Source organism: Pseudomonas sp. S36, from assembly GCF_016647875.1.
GTDB classification, from domain to species: Bacteria; Pseudomonadota; Gammaproteobacteria; order Pseudomonadales; family Pseudomonadaceae; genus Aquipseudomonas; species Aquipseudomonas parafulva.
The window spans coordinates 25,956-47,527 of the sequence record NZ_JACVVG010000032.1 but is presented as its reverse complement, the minus strand read 5'-3'; the positions used below and the strand labels follow the sequence as shown (position 1 = coordinate 47,527).

Genomic DNA, 21,572 nt, shown 5'->3' with positions numbered 1-21,572 from the left:
GATGCCGCGCGACGCTCTACCATGAGCCTAGGCTGCAATCGGCGGGGCGCCGGCGCCTGGTAAACCGCCCTTACAATTAGCCTGGAGTCCAGTACATGCATCCGCGCATCCTTGAGGTCACCCAACGGCTGGTCGAGCGTAGCCGCGCCACCCGCGAACGCTACCTGCAGCTGATTCGTGGCGCCGCCAGCGAGGGCCCGATGCGTGCCAGCCTGCAGTGCGCCAACTTCGCCCATGGGGTGGCCGGGTGCGGCACTGAAGACAAACAGACCCTGCGCCTGATGAACGCGGCCAACGTGGCCATCGTTTCGGCCTACAACGACATGCTCTCGGCCCACCAGCCGTACCTGCACTTCCCCGAGCAGATCAAGCAGGCCCTGCGCGAGGTGGGTTCGGTCGGCCAGTTTGCAGGTGGCGTGCCGGCCATGTGCGACGGCGTCACCCAGGGCGAGCCTGGCATGGAACTGGCCATCGCCAGCCGTGAAGTGATAGCCATGTCCACCGCCGTGGCCCTGTCGCACAACATGTTCGACGCGGCGCTCATGCTGGGTATCTGCGACAAGATCGTGCCGGGGCTGATGATGGGGGCCCTGCGCTTCGGCCACCTGCCCACCGTGTTCGTGCCGGGCGGGCCCATGGTGTCGGGCATTTCCAACAAGCAGAAGGCCGACGTGCGCCAGCGCTACGCCGAGGGCAAGGCCAGCCGTGAGGAACTGCTGGAGTCGGAGATGAAGTCCTATCACAGCCCCGGCACCTGCACCTTCTACGGCACCGCCAATACCAACCAGCTGGTGATGGAAGTGATGGGCCTGCACCTGCCGGGTGCGTCGTTCGTGAACCCCTATACGCCGCTGCGTGACGCGCTCACCGCCGAGGCGGCGCAGCAGGTCACCCGCATGACCAAGGCTAGCGGCAACTTCATGCCGCTGGGCGAAATCGTCGACGAGAAGGCCTTGGTCAACGCCATCGTGGCCCTGCATGCCACCGGGGGCTCCACCAACCATACCCTGCATATTCCCGCCATCGCCCAGGCCGCCGGTATTCAGCTTACCTGGCAGGACATGGCCGACTTGTCCGACGTGGTGCCGACGCTGTCCCACGTCTACCCCAACGGCAAGGCCGACATCAACCACTTCCAGGCCGCTGGTGGCATGGCATTCCTGATCCGCGAACTGCTCGATGCCGGCTTGCTGCACGAAGACGTCAACACGGTGGCTGGCCATGGCTTGCGCCGCTACACCCAGGAACCCTTCCTCGACAACGGCAAGCTGGTATGGCGCGAAGGCCCGCAGCAGAGCCTGGACGAAAGCATCCTGCGCCCGGTCGCCCGGCCATTCTCGGCCGAAGGCGGCCTGCGGGTGATGGAGGGCAACCTGGGCCGCGGGGTGATGAAAGTGTCCGCCGTGGCCCCTGAACACCGCGTGGTCGAGGCGCCAGCGCGAATCTTCCACGATCAGCAATCGCTGGCCGATGCCTTCAAGGCCGGCGAGCTGGAGTGCGATTTCGTTGCCGTGGTGCGCTTCCAGGGCCCACGCTGCAACGGCATGCCCGAGCTGCACAAGCTCACGCCGTTCCTGGGCGTGCTGCAGGACCGCGGCTACAAGGTGGCACTGGTGACCGACGGGCGCATGTCGGGTGCTTCAGGCAAGATCCCGGCCGCCATCCATGTATGCCCTGAGGCTTATGACGGTGGGCCGCTGGCACGGGTGCGCGAGGGTGATAGGGTGCGTGTCGATGGCGCTGAAGGTACGCTACAGGTCATGGTGCCGGCCGATGTGCTGGCCAGCCGCGACCTGCCGCCGGCCCCCCAAGGCAACGACCTGGGGTGCGGGCGTGAGCTGTTCGGCTTCATGCGCATGGCGTTCAGCCCGGCAGAGCAGGGCGCCAGCGCCTTTACCTCTGCCCTGGAGAACCTGAAATGAAGGACCTGCTGGTCGGCGACATCGGCGGCACCAATGCCCGTTTTGCGTTGTGGCGTGACAACCAGTTGCACGAGGTGCGGGTCTTCGCCACCGAGGACTACACCAGCCCGGAGCAGGCCATCGAAACCTACCTGGAAGGCCTGGGTATTCCACGTGGCGGCCTGGCCGCGGCCTGCCTGGCGGTGGCCGGCCCGGTCAATGGCGACGAATTTCGTTTCACCAACAACCACTGGCGCCTGAGCCGCAGCGCGTTCTGCCAACGGCTGCAGGTTGGCCAGCTGCTGCTGATCAACGACTTCACCGCCATGGCCCTGGGCATGACCCGGCTGCGCGACGGCGAGTTTCGCGAGGTGTGCGCGGGCCAGGCAGACCCGTCCCGGCCAGCGCTGGTGATCGGCCCTGGCACGGGCCTGGGCGTGGGTTCGCTGCTGCGCCTGGGCGAGCGGCGCTGGCATGCCTTGCCGGGGGAGGGCGGCCATGTCGACCTGCCGGTGGGCAACGCCCGGGAAGCGGCGATTCACCAGCATATCCACGGGCAGATTGGCCATGTCAGCGCCGAAACCGTGCTTAGTGGTGGTGGCCTGGTGCGCCTGTACCAGGCCATGTGCGCGCTGGATGGCGACACGCCCAAACATCAGACCCCCGCGCACATTACCGATGCCGCATTGGGCGGCGAGCCGCGGGCACGGGCGGTGGTCGAGCAGTTCTGCCGCTTTCTGGGCCGCGTGGCCGGCAACAACGTGCTCACCCTGGGCGCCCGTGGCGGTGTGTATATCGTCGGCGGCGTGGTGCCGCGCTTTGCCGAGCTGTTCCTGCACAGCGGGTTTGCGGCCAGCTTCGCTGACAAGGGCTGCATGAGCGGGTACTTCCCCGGCATTCCGGTGTGGCTGGTGACGGCGGAGTTTTCCGGGTTGCTGGGGGCCGGGGTGAACCTGCAGCAGGCGCTGGACCACTGACATGAGCGCTGCCGGCAAATCCATCCTGATGGTGGACGACGATCAGGAAATCCGTGAACTGCTGCAAACCTACCTCAGCCGCTCGGGCTTCCAGGTCAATGCCCAGGCCGACGGTGCAGGGTTTCGCCACGCCCTGGAAACCACCTCCTGCGACCTGGTCATCCTGGATGTGATGCTGCCCGATGAAGATGGCTTCAGCCTGTGCCGCTGGGTGCGTCAGCACCCGCGCCACGCCCGCGTGCCGATCATCATGCTCACGGCCAGCTCCGACGAAACCGACCGGGTCATCGGCCTGGAACTGGGCGCCGACGATTACCTGGGCAAACCCTTCAGCCCACGTGAACTGCAAGCGCGCATCAAAGCCCTGCTGCGCCGTGCAGAGTTCGGCCAGGCTGCGCCGGGCACCGCCGTGCTGGCGTTCGACGAGTGGCGCCTGGACACCGTCAGCCATCGCCTGTTCCACCGTGACGGTGAAGAGGTGATCTTGTCTGGCGCCGACTTTGCCCTGCTCAAGCTGTTTCTCGACCACCCGCAGCAGATCCTCGACCGCGACACCATCGGCAACGCCACACGGGGCCGCGAGCCCATGCCGCTGGACCGCATCGTCGACATGGCGGTCAGCCGCCTGCGCCAGCGACTGCGCGATACCGACAAACCTCCCCGGCTGATCCGCACGGTGCGCGGTAGCGGCTACCTGCTGGCGGCGCATGTCTGCAATGCGCCCTGAGCGGCGCTGGCGCCTGCTGCCGCGCTCGCTGCTGGGGCGTATGCTGCTGCTGACCTTGCTGGTGGTACTGCTGGCCCAAGGCTTGTCGAGCATCATCTGGGTGGCGCAATTGCGCGCCAGCCAACTGCAAGGCCTGCGTGCCAGTGCCAGCAGCCTGGCCCACTCCATGAGCGCCAGTGTCAGTTACTTCCGCTCGTTGCCGGTGGCCTACCGGCCAATGGTGCTCGACCAGTTGCGCAGCATGGGGGGCACGCGCTTCTTCGTGTCGCTCAACGCCCGCCCGCTGGACATGCCGGTGCTGCCGGTTACGCCGCGCAAGCAGGCGGTGATCGATGTGTTCCAGCAAGTGCTGCACGAACGGCTGGGTTCGCAGATGGAAGTGTCAGTCGAATTCGTCGGGCCGGACGACCTGCGTATTTTCAATAGTGGGCTCAAGCTGGACGAACTGCCGCGTTCCTGGGCCCATTATTCCCTGACCCTGGAGCCGCTCAAGCCGCCCGTGCTGGTCACGCAGATCCGCCTGGGCGAAGGGGAGTGGCTGTACATCGCCTCGTTGCTGCCAGAGCCCTACACCAGCCTTGAGGTGCAGCGCCTGCCGCGCCAGCAGCTCGGCTTCATCGTCCTGACCACGGCGTTGCTGTTGCTGTTCATTGGTTTGCTGGTGCATTGGCAAAGCTGGCCACTCAAGCGCCTGGCCCGTGCGGCGCGTGAGCTGTCGCTGGGGGCGGACGTGCCGCCGGTGGCCGAGGCGGGCGGCATCGAAGTGATCGAAGTCAGCCGGGCATTCAACAGCATGCGCGAGCGCATCAGCCGCTACCTGACCGAACGCAGCCAGCTATTCAGTGCCATTTCCCACGACCTGCGCACCCCCATCACCCGTCTGCGGCTGCGGGTGGAGCTGCTGGAGGACGAGCACCTGCAAGCCAAGTTCAGCCAAGACCTGGACGAACTGGAGCTGCTGGTGAAGGGCGCATTGCAGTGCGTAAAAGACACCGACATCCATGAAAACATCGAGCCGGTGGACCTGAACCAGGTGCTGGAGATTCTCGCCGAGCCCTATCTGCGCGATGGGCGCATCACCCTGGAAGGCAGGGCACTGGCGCCCTACCCAGGCAAGCCGCTGGCGCTGCGCCGCTGTATCGGCAACCTGATCGACAATGCCATCAAGTACGGCGAGCGGGCGCGGCTGCGCATCATCGACGGTGCGGCCGGCTTCGTGCTGCAGGTCGATGACCAAGGCCCTGGCGTGCCGCAGCAGCAGTTGGAGGAAGTGTTCGAGCCCCATGTGCGGCTTGCCGGGCACCAGCAGGGGTACGGGCTGGGCCTGGGTATCGCGCGCAACATCGCCCATAGCCATGGGGGCGAGGTAAGCCTGCTGAACCTGCGAGAGGGTGGCCTGCGCGTAACCTTGTACCTGCCCCGGGGCATGGACTGACCCCCGCGCCGCCGTTGGCGTCGGCATGTCACTGACTGGTGACAAACCTGCCCCCGTTCGTGACACCCCGCCCAGCCCCGCTGGCTAGAATCGCCCCACGACTGGCAAGGATCGAGCTGGCCATGAATAACCACAACACTGCTTCGAACAGCTGGCTGGACGCCCCGGCGCATACTGCCTGGCGCCTGGCCGAAGGCCAACGGCTGCTGGCCTTCGCCAAGGCGGCAAGGCTGCCCGGTGGCTTCGGCAACCTGCAGGCCAGCGGCCAACTGGCGCCGGGTGCCTGCGCAGAAACGCTGACCACCGCGCGTATGACCCACTGTTTTGCCCTGGCCCATTTGCAGGGTATCCCGGGTTGTCTGGCCTATGCCGAACATGGCGTGGCCGCATTGCGCGGCCCGCTGTGGGATGAGCATTACCGCGGCTGGTTCGCCCATGCAGAAGGGCGTGAAGACAGTGGCAAGGACGCTTACCTGCACGCCTTCGTTGCCCTGGCTGCCAGCTCGGCAGTGGTAGCCGGCGTTGCCGGTGCGCAGGCGCTGCTCACATCCGCCATACAGGTCATCGAGCAGCATTTCTGGAATGAAGAAGAGGGCGCCCTTCAGGAAACCTTTTCCCGCGCCTGGCAACTGCCCGAGTCGTACCGAGGGGCCAACAGCAACATGCACGGCACCGAGGCGTTCCTGGCCCTGGCCGACGTCACCGGCAACAGCCTGTGGTTGCAGCGGGCCCTACGCATCGCCGAACGCATCATCCACACCCATGCGGCCGCCAGTGGCTACCGGGTGATCGAACACTTCGACGCCTTCTGGCAGCCGGCCAAGGACTACAACCAGGACCACCCGGCCGACCACTTCCGCCCCTATGGCACCACCCCCGGGCACTCCCTGGAGTGGGCGCGGCTGCTGCTGCACCTGGAGGCCAGCCTGCAGCGCTTTGGCCTGCCGGCGCCGGGTTGGCTGCTGGACAGCGCCCAGGCGCTGTTCGAGGCGGCCTGCCAGCAGGCCTGGCAGGCCGATGGCAGCCCAGGGTTTGCCTACACCCTGGACTGGGCTGGCCAGCCGCTGGTACGGGCCCGCCTGCACTGGGTGCACGCCGAAGCCTGCGCCTGTGCGGCTGCCTTGCTGCAGCGCACCGCAGACCCGCGCTACGAGCTGTGGTACCGCCGCTGCTGGGACTTCATCGCCGAGCATTTCATCGACCTGCAAGGCGGCAGCTGGCACCACGAACTCGACCCGAACAACTGCCCGGCCGGCACCCTCTGGCCTGGCAAGCCCGACCTCTACCACGCCTACCAGGCCTTGCTGCTGCCAGGGCTGCCGCTTGCCCCGAGCCTGGCCACCGCGTTGGCCGGCAATGTAACCAAACGATGACAATCGCGCATCGCTTCGTTACCTGGCGGGGCGCGCACGCTGTTTAGACTCCATGCAACGCAAGCGACCGACTTGCACGGCATAACAACAATAAGGTGTTTCAATGACTTCCTACCTTCGTCTCGCTGCCGCTATCTCGCTGGCCTCGCTAACCCCTCTCGCTGCCCAGGCTGCCGACGCCAAAGGCACTGTCGAAGTGGTGCACTGGTGGACGTCCGGGGGTGAAAAAGCCGCCGTCGATGTGCTCAAGGCCCAGGTCGAAAAAGACGGTTTCACCTGGAAGGATGGCGCCGTTGCCGGTGGCGGTGGTGCCACCGCCATGACCGTGCTGAAAAGCCGTGCCGTAGCGGGCAACCCGCCGGGCGTGGCCCAGATCAAGGGGCCGGACATCCAGGATTGGGCCGCCACCGGGCTGCTGGACAGCGACGTGCTCAAGGACGTTGCCAAGCAAGAGAACTGGGATTCGCTGCTCGACAAAAAAGTCGCCGACACGGTCAAGTACGACGGTGACTACGTGGCCGTGCCGGTGAACATCCACCGCATCAACTGGCTGTGGATCAACCCCGAAGCCTTCAAGAAAGCCGGCATCGACAAGGCGCCCGCTACCCTCGACGAATTCTACGCAGCCGCCGACAAGCTCAAGGCCGCCGGCATCATCCCGCTCGCCCACGGCGGCCAGCCTTGGCAGGACAGCACGGTGTTCGAGACCGTGGTGCTGTCGGTAATGGGGCCGGATGGCTACAAGAAGGCCTTCGTCGACCTGGACAACGCAACCCTCACCGGGCCTGAAATGATCAAGGCGTTGGCCGAACTCAAGAAGCTTGCCACCTACATGGACCCGGACGGCAAAGGCCAGGACTGGAACCTGGAGGCCGCCAAGGTCATCAACGGCAAGGCCGGCATGCAGATCATGGGCGACTGGGCCAAGAGCGAGTGGACCCTGGCGAAGAAAACCGCCGGCAAGGATTACCAGTGCATACCCTTCCCGGGTACCGACAAGGCCTTCCTCTACAACATCGATTCGCTGGTGGTGTTCAAGCAGAAGGACGCCGGCACCGCCGCAGGCCAGCAGGACATCGCGCGCAAGGTCATGGGTGAGGACTTCCAGAAGGTGTTCAGCACCAACAAGGGGTCCATCCCGGTGCGCAACGACATGCTCGCCGACATGGGCAAGTACGGTTTCGATGCTTGCGCCCAGACATCGGCCAAGGACTTCCTGGCCGACGCCAAAAATGGCGGCCTGCAGCCAAGCATGGCGCACAACATGGCCACCACGCTGGCCGTGCAGGGGGCCTTCTTCGATGTGGTGACCAACTACATCAACGACCCCAAGGCCGACCCGGCCGATGCGGCGAAGAAGCTGGCGGCGGCGATCAAAGCGGCCAAGTAACGCCCTAAGGGCCGTATCGCCGGCCAGCCGGCGCCTGCAGGCATGCCTGTGTGGCGCGGGCTGGCTGGCGGCAGGGCCGGGACTGACTTGTACAAGGGGCTGCCCAGGCCCCGGGTAATCACACCATGACTACAGCAACCGCGAAACTGCGGGCATCCCCCCTGGACGCCTTGCAGCGCTGGCTACCTAAACTGGTACTGGCGCCCAGCATGTTCATCGTGCTGGTAGGGTTCTACGGCTACATCCTCTGGACCTTCGTGCTGTCCTTCACCACCTCGACCTTCTTGCCCACTTACAAGTGGGCGGGGCTGGCCCAGTATGCGCGGCTGTTCGACAACGACCGCTGGTGGGTGGCGAGCAAGAACCTGCTGGTGTTCGGTGGCCTGTTCATCGCCATCAGCATGGCCATCGGCGTGTTGCTGGCGGTGCTGCTGGACCAGCGCATCCGCCGCGAAGGCTTCATCCGCACCATTTACCTGTACCCCATGGCACTGTCGATGATCGTCACCGGTACGGCCTGGAAGTGGCTGCTGAACCCGGGCATGGGCCTGGACAAGCTGCTGCGCGACTGGGGCTGGGAAGGGTTTCGCCTGGACTGGCTGATCGACCCTGACCGGGTGGTGTACTGCCTGGTGATTGCTGCGGTGTGGCAGGCCTCCGGGTTCATCATGGCGATGTTCCTGGCGGGTTTGCGCGGCGTCGACCCGTCTATCATCCGTGCGGCGCAGATCGACGGTGCCAGCCTGCCGCGCATTTACTGGAAGGTGGTGCTGCCCAGCCTGCGCCCCGTGTTCTTCAGCGCCGTGATGATCCTGTCGCACATTGCCATCAAGAGCTTCGACCTGGTGGCGGCGATGACCGCAGGCGGCCCGGGCTATTCGTCCGACCTGCCGGCCATGTTCATGTACTCGTTCACCTTCAGCCGTGGGCAGATGGGCATGGGCTCGGCCAGTGCCATTCTGATGCTGGGCGCCGTGCTGGCCATCCTGGTGCCCTACCTGTATTCCGAACTGCGGAGCAAACGCCATGCATAGCGCTGTCGACAAACCGGCCTTGAGCCCGGCGCGGCTGGCCATCCATACCGTGCTGCTGGTGGCGGTACTGCTGTACCTGGTGCCGCTGGTGGTGATGCTGCTGACCAGCTTCAAAACCCCCGAAGACATCGGTACCGGCAACCTGCTGAGCTGGCCGACGGCGATCACCACTGTGGGGTGGGTCAAGGCCTGGGGCACGGTGAGTGGCTACTTCTGGAACTCGATATTGATCACCGTGCCGGCGGTGGCCATTTCCACTGCCATCGGTGCGCTGAACGGCTACGTGCTGTCGATGTGGCGGTTCCGCGGCTCGCAGCTGTTCTTTGGGCTGTTGCTGTTCGGCTGCTTCCTGCCGTTCCAGACCGTACTGCTGCCGGCCTCGTTTACCTTGGGCAAGCTGGGCCTGGCCAGCACCACCACCGGGCTGGTGCTGGTGCACGTGGTCTACGGCCTGGCGTTTACCACACTGTTCTTCCGCAACTTCTACGTGAGCATCCCTGATGCACTGGTGAAGGCCGCACGGCTGGACGGGGCCGGGTTCTTCACCATCTTCCGGCGCATCATCCTGCCCATGTCCACGCCCATCATCATGGTCTGCCTGATCTGGCAGTTCACCCAGATCTGGAACGACTTCCTATTTGGCGTGGTGTTTTCCAGCGGCGACTCGCAACCGATCACCGTGGCCCTGAACAACCTGGTCAACACCAGCACCGGGGCCAAGGAATACAACGTCGACATGGCCGCGGCAATGATCGCCGGGCTGCCGACGCTGCTGGTCTATGTGGTGGCAGGCAAATATTTCGTGCGCGGGCTCACGGCCGGCGCAGTCAAGGGGTAAGTCATGGCAACGCTCGAACTTCGCAATGTGAACAAGACCTACGGCAGCGGCCTGCCTGACACCCTCAAGGACATTCAGCTGGCCATCAAGGACGGGGAGTTTCTGATTCTGGTAGGGCCTTCGGGCTGCGGTAAATCCACGCTGATGAACTGCATCGCTGGCCTTGAGCAGATCACTGGCGGCGCCATTCTGATCGACCAGCAGGACGTCAGCGGCATGAGCCCCAAGGACCGCGACATCGCCATGGTGTTCCAGTCCTATGCGCTGTACCCCACCATGAGCGTGCGGGAAAACATCGAGTTCGGCCTGAAGATCCGCAAGATGCCCCAGGCGGCCATCGACGAAGAGGTGGCGCGGGTGGCCAAGCTGCTGCAGATCGAGCACCTGCTGGCGCGCAAGCCCGCGCAGCTGTCGGGCGGCCAGCAGCAGCGGGTGGCCATGGGCCGTGCGTTGGCGCGCAGGCCGAAGATCTACCTGTTCGATGAGCCGCTGTCCAACCTCGATGCCAAGCTGCGCGTAGAGATGCGCACCGAAATGAAACTGATGCACCAGCGCCTGAAGACCACCACCGTGTATGTCACCCACGACCAGATCGAGGCCATGACCCTGGGTGACAAGGTGGCGGTGATGAAGGACGGCATCATCCAGCAGTTCGGCACCCCGCAGCAGATCTACAACGACCCGGCCAACCAGTTCGTCGCCAGCTTCATCGGCTCGCCGCCCATGAACTTCGTGCCCGTGCGGGTGACGGCGCAGGGCGGCTGCCTGGTGGCCGTGCTGGACAGTGGCCAGGCGCGTTGCGAATTGCCGTTGCCCGGCGCTGCTGCCGAGCTGGAAGGGCGCGAGATCATATTGGGTATCCGCCCCGAGCAGATCGCCTTGGGCGGTGCGCAGGGCAATGGCCTGCCCGGCATCCGCGCCGAGGTGCAGGTTACCGAACCCACCGGCCCCGACCTGCTGGTGTTCGTCACCCTCAACCAGACCAAGGTGTGTTGCCGACTGGCGCCGGATGTGGCGTGCCGGGTGGGTGACACGCTTGCCCTGCAATTCGACCCGGCACGGGTGCTGCTGTTCGACGCTGCAAGCGGCGAACGGCTGCGCCTGGCCAGCACCACCGCAAGCGTAATGGACAACGCGGCTGCCAGTACGGGCCGTTGACTCGTCAACACCATCAAATAAGAAAAAAGAGGACGTAAAGGGATGGAACAGCGCAAACGCACCACCGCCTGGGGCTCACTGGCCCTGTTGGCACCGCTGGCAATGGCCTGCAGCACTGCCGCTCAAGCTGCCGAGGCCTTTTCCAGTGAATCCAAATGGATGACCGGGGACTGGGGTGGCACCCGTACCGAGCTGCTCGACAAGGGCTACGACTTCACCGTCGACTACGTGGGGGAGGTGGCCGGTAACCTGCGCGGCGGCTACAACCACGACAAGACGGCGCGCTACAGCGATCAGTTTGCCCTGGGCGCGCACCTGGACCTGCAAAAGATTCTTGGCTGGCACGATGCCGAGTTCAAGCTGGCGATCACCGAGCGTAGCGGCCGCAACCTGTCCAACGACCGCATCAGCGACCCGCGCGCCGGGCAGTTCAGCTCGGTGCAGGAAGTATGGGGCCGTGGCCAGACCTGGCGCCTGACCCAGATGTGGGTCAAGCAGAAGTACTTCGATGGCGCACTTGACGTGAAATTCGGCCGGTTTGGCGAGGGCGAGGACTTCAACAGCTTCCCGTGCGACTTCCAGAACCTGTCATTCTGCGGCTCGCAGGTGGGTAACTGGGTGGGCGGCATCTGGTACAACTGGCCGGTGAGCCAGTGGGCGCTGCGGGTCAAGTACAACATCACGCCGGAGTTCTTCGTGCAGGTGGGCGCGTACGAGCAGAACCCCTCCAACCTGGAAACCGGCAATGGCTTCAAGCTCAGCGGCAGCGGCACCAAGGGGGCGATCCTGCCGGTGGAAATGGTCTGGTCGCCCAAGGTCAACGGCCTGCCGGGCGAGTACCGCCTGGGTTACTACTACAGCACTGCCGACGCCCAGGACGTTTACAAGGACGTGAACGGCAATGCCCAGGGCATCAGTGGGTCGGGCTTCAAGTCCCATTCCAGCAAGCATGGCTGGTGGGTGGTGGCGCAGCAGCAAGTCACGGCCCAGGCCGGGGACGTCAACCGTGGCCTCAGCCTGTTCGCCAACTTCACCGTGCATGACAAGGCCACCAACGTGGTGGACAACTACCAGCAGGTGGGCATGGTGTACAAAGGCGCGTTCGATGCACGCCCCAAAGACGACATCGGCTTTGGTATCGCGCGTATCCATGTCAACGACGATGTGCGCAAGCGCGCGCAGCAGCTCAACGCGCAAAGCGGCATCGACGATTACGACAACCCGGGCTTCGTGCCACTGCAGCGCACCGAGTACAACGCCGAGCTGTACTACGGTTTCCACGTGACCAACTGGCTGACCGTGCGCCCCAACCTGCAGTACATCAAGAGCCCGGGCGGGGTGGACGAAGTGGATAACGCGCTGGTCGCAGGCCTGAAGATTCAGTCGTCATTCTGAAGCCATTTGTTGTAAATTTACGCCAATCCCTTTTTGGCGCCCGCTACCCACTGCCCAGCAGTGGGTAGCGGGGCAGGCCGAGACAGCGCTACCTCAAACAACAAGAGCCCTGAACCATGCCGGAACATCCGCTTCATCGCTTCTTTGCCTCGCAGCGGCCGCGGCCGACGTTCGAGTGGGAGCGTTACCAGCAGCGTGATGTGCTGGTCATCGATCACCCCCGCTGCCAGGCGGTGTTCAGCCGCCAAGGCGCGCAACTGCTGCACTTCCAACCGGCAGGCGAACGGCCCTGGCTGTGGTGCGCCGAGCAATGGCCACAGGTGGGTGCCATCCGCGGCGGTGTGCCGGTGTGCTGGCCGTGGTATGGCCGCCACCCTAGCGAGGATCTGTGGCCAGCCCATGGCTGGGCGCGTTTGCTGGACTGGAAGCTGATGGACAGCCAGGAGGACGAGCAAGGGGTCAGCCTCAGGTGGCGGCTGGAACTGTGCGATTGGCAGGTGGACCTGCACGCCCGGCTGGGCAGCCGCATGGAGCTAAGCCTGAGCACCGAGCACCAGGACAGCGAGCCTTGCCAGCTGAGCCATGCGCTGCTGGCGTATTGGCGTATCAGTGACGTGTCCGAGATAGCGCTGTCCGGGCTGGAAGACATCGAAGGGTATGACCGGCTCAGCCGTCAGGCCTGCCGCCAGGGTGGCGCCTTGAAGCTCAAGGGCGGCTGCCAGCGGGTGTACCCGGGCATACCCCGGGTGCAATTGCAGGACCCGGCCTGGCAGCGCGAGCTGTGCATCGACACCGGTGACAGCGATGACACGGTGGTCTGGCACCCGGGCAGCCGGCCTTTACTGGGTGTGACGGGCCGCGAGTGCCAGCGCTTCGTGTGCGTCGAAGCGGCCAGCGGCAGTGACGAAGGCCTGAGCCTGGCACCGGGGCAGCGCGCGCACCTGAGCCTGCAGGCGCACCGGCTCAGTTGAGCTCGTCGTCCTCGATGGGGTAGCGGCTGGCGTTGAGGCTTTCCTTGATCTTGCGCAGGTGCGGCTGGAAGTCCACACCACGGCGCAGGGTCATGCCGGTGGCCAGTACGTCGAGTACGGTCAGCTGGATGATGCGCGAGGTCATGGGCATGTAGATGTCGGTGTCCTCGGGCAGCGGAATGTGCAGGCTGAGGCTGCAGGCATTGGCCAGCGGCGAACCGGCAGCAGTCAGGCCCAGTACCGAGGCGCCGTTTTCCCGCGCCAGGCGCGCCACCTCGACCAGTTCGCGGGTACGCCCGGTGTAGGAAATGATCACGAACAGGTCGCCGGTATGCGCCACCGAGGCCAGCATGCGTTGCATCAGCACGTCGGCGTGGGCCGACACGGCCAGGTTGAAGCGGAAGAACTTGTGCTGGGCGTCCAGCGCCACCGGGGCAGAGGCGCCCAGGCCGAAGAAATGGATCTGCCGGGCCTGGATCATCATGTCCACGGCGCGGCTGACTTGCTGCGGGTCGAGCTGCTGGCAGGCGCTGTCGAGCGAAGCGATGGCGCTGGCGAAGATCTTCTGAGTATAGGCCGCCGGGTCATCGTCGGCCTCCACCGCCCGGCTGACATAGGCGGCGCCGCTGGCCAGGCTCTGCGCCAGCTGGAGCTTGAGTTCGGGGTAGCCGCTGACGCCGAACGAACGGCAGAAGCGGTTGACGGTAGGCTCGCTGACCTTGGCCGCCTGGGCCAGTGCAGCGATGCTGAAACGGGTGGCTTGTTGCGGGTTGAGCAGAATGACTTCGGCGACTTTGCGTTCGGCCTTGTTCAGCTCGTCGAGGCGTCCCTGGATCTGTTCCAGGAGGTTTCTCACGCGGTCCATGGGGTGTCCTTGGGTCGGGAAGACAGGCGGCTGTGGGAGCAGCAGGCCTTTTGCACGGTCGTCTATCGTACTGGCGGTGCGGGTTGCGCACCACTTGTCTGTCGTACTTCTGTCTAATGTTGTGGTTTTTACTACATTAGCCCTTGAAAACCGTATGTGAAAGCGGTATTCCTAGTCCAACTTTAGGAAAGAACCAACATCATGGCTGCAATCAGTGTCGAACCTTGCACCTTTGCCCTGTTTGGCGCCTTGGGCGACCTGGCGCTGCGCAAGCTGTTTCCTGCGCTGTACCAACTCGACCGGGCCAACCTGCTGCACCCCCAGACGCGCCTGCTGGCGCTGGCCCGTGAGGCGGGCAGCGCCCAGGACCACCTGAACACCATCGAAGCGCACCTGCGCCAGCACGTGGCGCAAGCGGACCTGGAGCCGGTGGCACTCGCTCGCTTCCTGGCCCGGCTGCATTACCAGCACCTGGATTTTCTTCAGCCCGAGGGTTACCAGGCCCTGGCCGAGCAGGTGCCGGGCGAGCAGCCGTTGATTGCCTACTTTGCCACTGCCGCCGCGGTGTACGGGGCGATCTGCGAAAACCTGGACAACGCAGGCCTCAGTGCGCGCACCCGGGTGGTGCTTGAAAAGCCCATTGGGCACGACCTTGAGTCGTCGCGCCGGGTCAACGACGCCGTGGCGCGGTTCTTCCCGGAAAACCGCGTGTACCGCATCGACCACTACCTGGGCAAGGAAACGGTGCAGAACCTGATTGCCCTGCGCTTTGCCAACAGCCTGTTCGAAACCCAGTGGAACCAGAACTCCATCTCCCACGTGGAAATCACCGTGGCCGAGAAGGTCGGCATCGAAGGCCGCTGGGGGTACTTCGACAAGGCCGGGCAGCTGCGCGACATGATCCAGAACCACCTGCTGCAACTGCTGTGCCTGATCGCCATGGACCCGCCCAGCGAGCTGTCTGCAGACGCCATCCGCGACGAGAAGGTAAAGGTGCTAAAGGCACTGGCCCCGATCACCGGCGATGGGCTGAGCACCCGTGTGGTGCGCGGCCAGTACATTGCCGGCTACAGCGATGGCAAGCCGGTACCCGGTTACCTTGAAGAAGACAACGCCAACGCCCAGAGCGACACCGAAACGTTCGTGGCCTTGCGCGCCGACATCCGCAACTGGCGCTGGTCGGGTGTGCCGTTCTACCTGCGTACCGGCAAGCGCATGCCGCAAAAACTGTCGCAGATCGTCATCCACTTCAAGGAGACGCCCCACTATATCTTTGCCCCGGAACAACGTTTGCAGGTGGGGAACAAGCTGATCATTCGCCTGCAGCCTGACGAAGGTATTTCGTTGCGGGTCATGACCAAGGAGCAGGGGCTGGACAAGGGCATGCAATTGCGCAGCGGCCCGTTGCAGCTGAATTTTTCCGATGCCTGGCGCAGTGCGCGGATTCCGGATGCCTACGAGCGCTTGTTGCTCGAAGTGATGCGTGGCAACCAGAACCTGTTCGTGCGCAAGGATGAGATCGAGCACGCCTGGCAGTGGTGCGACCAGCTGATCGCCGGCTGGCGTAACGCCGGTGACGCCCCCAAGCCTTATGCGGCCGGCAGTTGGGGGCCGATGAGCTCGATTGCATTGATCACACGCGATGGGAGGGCCTGGTATGGCGACATCTGAGGCAATATCTGAACTGCAACTGCCCGCGAGCGCTACAGCGCACGCCCTGGCAGATGCCCGTACCCTGGCTGCCACCCTGGCCGAAGACGTGGCTGCACGCCTGCGCGCCGCCATTGCTGCCAATGGGCATGCCTGCGTGGTGCTGTCGGGTGGGCGCAGCCCGGTGGCTTTCCTGGAACAACTGGCCGGCCAGCCTCTGGACTGGAACAACGTCACGGTCAGCCTGGCCGATGAGCGCTGGGTGCCGGTCGAACATGCGGACAGCAACGCCGGGCTACTGGCCCGGCATCTGTTCAAGGGGGCTGCTGCCAAGGCCCGCTTCCTCGGCCTGTACCAGCAGGCGCCCAACCTCGAGGCGGCCGCCGAGCTGGCCGACCAGGCATTGGCCGAGCTGCCGCCGATCGACGTGTTGGTGCTGGGCATGGGGGATGACGGGCACACCGCCTCGCTATTTCCCGGCAGCCCCAACCTGGCTCTTGGCCTGGACACAACCCACCCGCGTCGCTGTTTGCCAATGCTCGCGCCGGTGGTACCGCACCAGCGGCTGTCCATGACCCGCTCGCTGCTGGCGGGCGCCGCTTTCACTGCGCTGTCCGTGCAAGGGCAGGGCAAACTCGCTACCCTGCGCGCCGCGCTGGCTGGCAACGACCTCGCGCAAATGCCGATTCGCGCCTTTCTACATGCCCCCCTGGACATCTACTGGTGCCCATGAGCCAAGGATCCACAGTCATGACCACCCTTGAACGCCCACAGCCCCTGCTTTCCATGGCCGGGAAAGCCGACCGGGTCGATGCCATCTGCGAAGCGGCGCGCATCCTGCCGGTGATTACCATTGCCCGTGAGCAAGACATCCTGCCACTGGCTGACGCACTGGCAGCAGGTGGCATCCGTACCCTGGAAGTAACGCTACGCTCGCAGCACGGGCTGAAGGCCATTCAGGTGTTGCGTGAGCAGCGCCCAGAGCTGTGCGTGGGCGCAGGTACCGTGCTCGATCGTAAAATGTTTGCCGCGGTCGAGGCTGCCGGTGCCCAGTTCGTGGTGACCCCCGGCATTACCCAGGACATCCTGCTGGCGGGTGTGGAGAGCGAGATACCGCTGCTGCCGGGTATCAGCACACCGTCCGAGATCATGATGGGTTATGCGCTGGGCTATCGCCGCTTCAAGCTGTTCCCGGCAGAGATCAGTGGCGGGGTTGCCGCGATCAAGGCGTTCGGCGGGCCGTTCGGCGATATCCGTTTCTGCCCAACGGGCGGCGTGAACCCGGCCAATGTGCGCAATTACATGGCGCTGCCGAATGTGATGTGCGTGGGGGGCACCTGGATGCTGGACAGCAGCTGGGTCAAGAACGGCGACTGGGCGCGGATCCAGGCCTGCAGCGCTGAGGCGATGGCCCTGGTTGAAGGCAACTGAATTTGTTGTGTGCTTTACGGCTTTTAGGGCGCTTGGTCGGCGCCCTTTTTTTTGGCCTGGGGAAGGTGCGCCGCAGGCGGCGCATCGCAAGCTTTGCTCGCTCCTGCCGGTAAGTGGGGCATCCGGTGGAGCGAGGTGGCTCGCGATGGCTGATCAGGCCGCCTTGGCTTGCTGCTGGCTCAGCGAGCGGTTCAGCGCGCTGAACAGGGCTTTGAAGCTGGCTGTGGTGATGTTTTCATCGATGCCCACACCGTGCACCGGGCGACCACCTGCCACACGCAGCTCGATGTACGCCGCGGCCTTGGCATTGGTGCCCGCGCCAATGGCGTGCTCGTTGTAGTCCATGATTTCCACGGCCACTGGCAGGCCTGCCACCAGGGCTTCCAGGGCGCCATTGCCCTTGCCGCGCCAGTGCAGGGTGGTTTCGCCTTCGCCGGCAACTTCCACTTCCACGGCGCTGTGGCCGTTTTCTTCCTGCAGGCGGTGGCTGACCAAGGCATAAGGCGCGTTGGCCTGGAGGTATTCCTTGTGCAGCAGGCTGTAGATCTGCTGGGCGGTCATTTCCAGGCCCAGACGGTCGGTTTCACCCTGTACCACCTGGCTGAACTCGATTTGCATGCGGCGCGGCAGGCTGATGCCGTATTCCTGTTCGAGCAGGTAGGTGATGCCACCTTTGCCCGACTGGCTGTTCACACGGATGACGGCCTCGTAGCTGCGGCCGATATCGGCCGGGTCGATCGGCAGGTAAGGCACCTCCCACAATGCGCCTTCCTGCTGTTTGGCCAGGCCCTTGCGGATAGCATCCTGGTGCGAGCCGGAGAAGGCGGTGTGTACCAGGTCACCCACATACGGATGGCGCGGGTGAACCGGCAGCTGGTTGCACTCTTCCACGACCTTGCGCACGCCGTCGATGTCGGAGAAGTCCAGCAACGGGTCGATACCCTGGGTGTAGAGGTTGAGGGCCAGGGTGACCAGGTCGACGTTGCCGGTACGCTCGCCGTTGCCGAACAGGCAGCCCTCGGCACGGTCGGCGCCGGCCATCAGCCCCAGTTCGGTGGCGGCGATGCCGGTGCCACGGTCGTTGTGGCAGTGCAGGCTGATGATCACGCTGTCGCGGCGGTTGATGTTGCGGCAGAACCACTCGATCTGGTCGGCGTAGATGTTCGGCGTGGCAACTTCCACGGTGGCCGGCAGGTTGAGGATGAGCTTGTGCTCAGGGGTGGGGTTCCACACCTCGATCACCGCATCGCACACTTCCTTGGCGAATTCCATCTCGGTCGCGCTGAAGGTTTCGGGCGAGTACTGGAAGGTCCAGTGGGTTTCCGGCTGCTGGGCAGCATATTTGACGAACAGTTTGGCCGCGTTCACCGCGATGTCCTTCACGCCCTGCTTGTCCTGGTTGAAGACGATGCGGCGGAAGGCCGGGCAGGTGGCGTTGTACAGGTGAACGATGGCCTTCTTGGCACCGCGCAGCGACTCGAAGGTACGGGCGATGAGGTCTTCACGGGCCTGGGTGAGCACCTGAATGGTGGTGTCATCCGGGATGTGGCCGTCTTCGATCAACGTACGCACGAAGTCGAAATCAGTCTGCGAGGCGGACGGGAACGAGGCTTCGATTTCCTTCACGCCGACTTGCACCAAGGTCTTCCAGAAACGCAGCTTCTTCTCCGCGTCCATCGGCTCGATCAGCGACTGGTTGCCATCACGCAGGTCCGAGCTGCACCAGATGGGCGCGGCAGTGATGGTTTTCGACGGCCAGGTACGGTCAGGCAGGTCGATGGTCGGGAACGCGCGGTATTTCTTCGAAGGGTCTTTGAGCATGGTCATGGAAGCAATCCTTTTGTGTGCGGCCGAGGTCGGGCCTGCCGGGCAATAACGAGGTAAGGGGCGAGGCGACGCGATTCAGCCTGGTAGTCGAGCGCTGACCAGGCAAAGGCTGCGATGTTGTCGGAGCAGAATGAGGGTGCTGAAGGTTTTCATGCCCTCAACCCTAACCAGTGGGGTGGGGGATGGCAAGCGCTTGAAAAAAATTGAGAGGAATGCTTAAAAAAAGCCATTTTGCGAGATTTTATGGCACTAATCCGGCTCAGGATTTTGTATTTTTGCTGGGTATTTTTCGATGGCGCAAATCGAGGGAAGTATGGGCATGCTCGCCGCGCCGTCGATCTCAGGGCTGAAACGCGCCGATGAAAATGGCCGGGTCCACCCGCGCATCGTTCAGGCTGACATTCCAGTGCATGTGCGGCCCGGTCGCACGCCCGGTCGAGCCCACGCGCCCCACCACGTCCCCGCGCCGCAACGGCTGGCCAACCTTCACATCGATCTTGGACATATGGCAGAACATGCTGATGAAGCCCTGCCCATGGTCGACGAACACAGTGCGGCCGTTGAAGAAATAGTCCCCCACCAAGATCACCTTGCCGTTGGCGGGTGTCTTGATGGGCGTGCCGGCTGGTACGGCGAAGTCCAGGCCAGCATGCGGGTTGCGCTCTTCGCCATTGAAGAAGCGGCGCACGCCGAACTTGCTCGACAGCGGCCCATTCACCGGCTTGTCGAGGATCAGGTTGCTGGGCAGGCCAGGGCTGAAGCTGCGGTAGGCCTTGATCTGTTCGGCCAGCTCGCGGTCGATCCGCTTGAGGTCGGCCGGGTTAGGGTTTACCTGGCGGGTGTTCTTGAGGGTGATGCGCTGCTCGGGGTACTGCTTGGTGCCGACGGTGAACGGCAGGTTGCGGCTGCCTTGCTGCAGCACAGCGCTGCCGGGCTTCTGGGTAAGCGGTATGCCCACGATCGCCAGCCAGTTGCCCTGCTCCTTCACCACCAGTACCGGTTTGCCGTCGAAGCGCGCACTGGGGGCGCTGGCGGCCGGGCCGAGGTCGACCACGGCAACGCCACCGGGCACCGGCTTGTCGAGGGTGCGGGTGATGTAGCTGGCCTGGGCGCCGGTCGCCAGCAGCGTGAGGGTAAGGGCAAACAGGGGGGCGAGCAGACGTGGCATGTGTCAGTCCAGTAAAGAGAGGGTGACCGGGGTTAGGTGGTTGTCTTCGACGCGTACGTGCAGCTCGCCTTCGTTGAGACGGGCCGTCAGGCGCTGGCCGTTGTGGGTCTGCTCGGCGCTGCGCACGGCCTGGCCGCGTTCGTCCAGCAGGATGCTGTAGCCGCGTGCCAGGGTGGCCAGCGGGCTGACCACCTGCAGGGTCTGCAGTTGTGCCTGAAAACGCTGCCGGCGGTCTTTGAGCACGTCGCGCATGGCACGTGGCAGGCGCTCGGCCAGGCTGTCCAGGCGCTGGCCGAGCAACTTCAGTGCACGCCCGGGGTGCTGCGCGGCCAGCCGGGTTTCCAGGCGCACCATGCGTTCGCGGCGCTGGTTGAGGGTGTGCGTGAATGCACGGCGCAGGCGCATGTCCAGGTCGTCCAGGCGCTGGGCCTGTTGGCGCAGGCGCTCGCCTGGGTGGCGCAGGCGCCGGGCCAGCGACTCGACGCGCAGGCGGTCATGGGCCAGGCGGTTCTGCATGCGCAACAGCAGGCGCCGTTGCAGGCCATCGAGGCGATGTTGCAGGCCGCTGCTGTCAGGGGCCAGCAATTCGGCGGCAGCCGAGGGGGTCGGGGCGCGTACATCGGCGACAAAGTCACTGATCGAGACGTCCGTTTCGTGGCCTACGGCGCTCACGACAGGGGTGCGGCAGGCGGCCACGGCCCGCGCTACGGCTTCTTCGTTGAAGCACCACAGGTCTTCCAGCGAGCCGCCGCCGCGGGCCAGGATCAACGCATCGAAGCCCTGGCTGTCGGCCAGGCGCAGGGCCCGCACGATCTGCGCGATGGCATCGCGGCCCTGCACGGCAGTGGGGATCAGGTTCAGTTCCACCTGGGGTGCACGCCGGGCGAACACGCTGATGATGTCGCGGATCACCGCACCGGTGGGGGAGGTCACGATGCCGATGCGCTGCGGGTGGGCCGGCAGGGGTTGCTTGCGCTCGGTGCTGAACAGCCCCTCGGCGCCGAGTTTTTCTTTCAGTGCCTCGAAGGCCAGGCGCAACGCGCCGTCACCGGCCGGCTCGACCGTGTCGAGAATGAGCTGGTAGTCACCGCGCCCCTCGAACAACGAAACCTTGCCGCGCACGCGCACTGCCAGGCCATCGCGCAATGCCTGTCGCACCCGCGTGGCGTTTTGCCGGAACAGCGCACAGCGCACCTGGGCGCCGCTGTCCTTGAGGGTAAAGTACATGTGCCCGGAGGCAGGGCGGGCAAGGTTGGAGATTTCACCCTCCACCCACACGCTGCGGAATACGTCTTCCAGCAGCACCCGGGCGCGGCCGTTGAGTTGGCTAACGGTGAGCACTTCCCGGTCAAGGCCGAGGCGTTCGAAAGGGTCTCTGATCATGGGCGGCACTATAAAGGATAGCGGGGCAGGGTGTCGTGCCTGTGTCGTA

The 21,572-nt window shown here is 64.6% G+C and carries 18 protein-coding genes; 14 read left to right on the top strand and 4 right to left on the bottom strand.

What is annotated here, in order from left to right:
- Positions 1 to 95 precede the first annotated feature (95 nt).
- From edd to IAE36_RS17295, 11 genes are all read left to right on the top strand, one after another.
- Positions 96 to 1,922 (top strand): phosphogluconate dehydratase, encoded by a 1,827-nt coding sequence (edd, locus tag IAE36_RS17345; protein ID WP_028631480.1) that lies wholly within the window; start codon positions 96 to 98, stop codon positions 1,920 to 1,922.
- Positions 1,919 to 2,878, top strand: a complete 960-nt coding sequence (locus IAE36_RS17340; protein ID WP_060483430.1) for a glucokinase — start codon at positions 1,919 to 1,921, stop codon at positions 2,876 to 2,878. Before edd ends, IAE36_RS17340 begins: the two co-directional genes overlap by 4 nt.
- A 1-nt stretch (position 2,879) precedes the next feature.
- On the top strand, positions 2,880 to 3,605 hold the full coding sequence (gltR, locus tag IAE36_RS17335; protein ID WP_201213659.1) for a two-component system response regulator GltR: 726 nt from the start codon (positions 2,880 to 2,882) through the stop codon (positions 3,603 to 3,605).
- Entirely contained in the window at positions 3,586 to 5,040 is a 1,455-nt protein-coding gene (locus IAE36_RS17330) for an ATP-binding protein (RefSeq protein ID WP_201213657.1), read from the top strand. The genes gltR and IAE36_RS17330 overlap by 20 nt, the downstream gene beginning before the upstream one ends.
- Before the next feature lie 122 nt (positions 5,041 to 5,162).
- Positions 5,163 to 6,413, top strand: a complete 1,251-nt coding sequence (locus IAE36_RS17325; protein ID WP_201213655.1) for a D-mannose isomerase — start codon at positions 5,163 to 5,165, stop codon at positions 6,411 to 6,413.
- 103 nt (positions 6,414 to 6,516) lie between these two features.
- Positions 6,517 to 7,803, top strand: coding sequence for an ABC transporter substrate-binding protein (locus IAE36_RS17320; protein ID WP_201213653.1), 1,287 nt, complete (start codon positions 6,517 to 6,519; stop codon positions 7,801 to 7,803).
- Between the two features lie 125 nt (positions 7,804 to 7,928).
- Positions 7,929 to 8,837 (top strand): carbohydrate ABC transporter permease, encoded by a 909-nt coding sequence (locus IAE36_RS17315; protein WP_201213651.1) that lies wholly within the window; start codon positions 7,929 to 7,931, stop codon positions 8,835 to 8,837.
- Entirely contained in the window at positions 8,830 to 9,675 is an 846-nt protein-coding gene (locus IAE36_RS17310; RefSeq protein WP_201213649.1) for a carbohydrate ABC transporter permease, read from the top strand. The genes IAE36_RS17315 and IAE36_RS17310 overlap by 8 nt, the downstream gene beginning before the upstream one ends.
- Positions 9,676 to 9,678: 3 nt before the next feature.
- Positions 9,679 to 10,833, top strand: coding sequence for an ABC transporter ATP-binding protein (locus IAE36_RS17305; protein WP_201213647.1), 1,155 nt, complete (start codon positions 9,679 to 9,681; stop codon positions 10,831 to 10,833).
- 102 nt (positions 10,834 to 10,935) lie between these two features.
- The gene (locus IAE36_RS17300; protein WP_236403184.1) at positions 10,936 to 12,228 is read left to right on the top strand and encodes a carbohydrate porin; all 1,293 of its coding nucleotides are present in this window, start codon (positions 10,936 to 10,938) and stop codon (positions 12,226 to 12,228) included.
- Positions 12,229 to 12,344: 116 nt separating this feature from the next.
- Positions 12,345 to 13,199: a D-hexose-6-phosphate mutarotase gene (locus tag IAE36_RS17295; RefSeq protein WP_201213645.1), complete on the top strand. Its 855-nt coding sequence runs from the start codon at positions 12,345 to 12,347 to the stop codon at positions 13,197 to 13,199.
- Here IAE36_RS17295 and hexR read toward each other — a convergent pair.
- On the bottom strand, positions 13,192 to 14,055 hold the full coding sequence (hexR, locus tag IAE36_RS17290; RefSeq protein ID WP_169774905.1) for a DNA-binding transcriptional regulator HexR: 864 nt from the start codon (positions 14,053 to 14,055) through the stop codon (positions 13,192 to 13,194). The two genes, IAE36_RS17295 and hexR, sit on opposite strands and share 8 nt — an antisense overlap.
- Before the next feature lie 210 nt (positions 14,056 to 14,265).
- On the opposite strand from hexR, the gene zwf reads away from it, so the two are divergent.
- From zwf to IAE36_RS17275, 3 genes are read left to right on the top strand one after another with little or no spacing between them, the layout of a single operon-like run.
- Complete coding sequence (zwf, locus tag IAE36_RS17285; RefSeq protein ID WP_201163249.1) at positions 14,266 to 15,735, top strand: glucose-6-phosphate dehydrogenase; 1,470 nt, start codon at positions 14,266 to 14,268, stop codon at positions 15,733 to 15,735.
- Positions 15,707 to 16,447, top strand: coding sequence for a 6-phosphogluconolactonase (gene pgl / locus IAE36_RS17280; RefSeq protein WP_060483438.1), 741 nt, complete (start codon positions 15,707 to 15,709; stop codon positions 16,445 to 16,447). The genes zwf and pgl overlap by 29 nt, the downstream gene beginning before the upstream one ends.
- Before the next feature lie 17 nt (positions 16,448 to 16,464).
- A complete protein-coding gene (locus IAE36_RS17275; RefSeq protein WP_060483439.1) occupies positions 16,465 to 17,145 on the top strand; it encodes a bifunctional 4-hydroxy-2-oxoglutarate aldolase/2-dehydro-3-deoxy-phosphogluconate aldolase in 681 nt (226 codons plus the stop codon).
- A 153-nt stretch (positions 17,146 to 17,298) separates the two neighbouring features.
- Here IAE36_RS17275 and leuA read toward each other — a convergent pair whose 3' ends face one another.
- The 3 genes from leuA to xseA all read right to left on the bottom strand — a co-directional run bounded on the left by leuA (position 17,299) and on the right by xseA (position 21,523).
- Positions 17,299 to 18,972 carry a 2-isopropylmalate synthase gene (gene leuA, locus IAE36_RS17270; RefSeq protein ID WP_028631465.1) on the bottom strand — a complete coding sequence of 558 codons (1,674 nt, stop codon included), beginning with the start codon at positions 18,970 to 18,972 and terminating at the stop codon, positions 17,299 to 17,301.
- A 340-nt stretch (positions 18,973 to 19,312) separates the two neighbouring features.
- Positions 19,313 to 20,140: a M23 family metallopeptidase gene (locus IAE36_RS17265; RefSeq protein WP_201213643.1), complete on the bottom strand. Its 828-nt coding sequence runs from the start codon at positions 20,138 to 20,140 to the stop codon at positions 19,313 to 19,315.
- A gap of 3 nt (positions 20,141 to 20,143) precedes the next feature.
- Positions 20,144 to 21,523 carry an exodeoxyribonuclease VII large subunit gene (gene xseA, locus IAE36_RS17260; protein ID WP_201213642.1) on the bottom strand — a complete coding sequence of 460 codons (1,380 nt, stop codon included), beginning with the start codon at positions 21,521 to 21,523 and terminating at the stop codon, positions 20,144 to 20,146.
- Positions 21,524 to 21,572 lie beyond the last annotated feature (49 nt).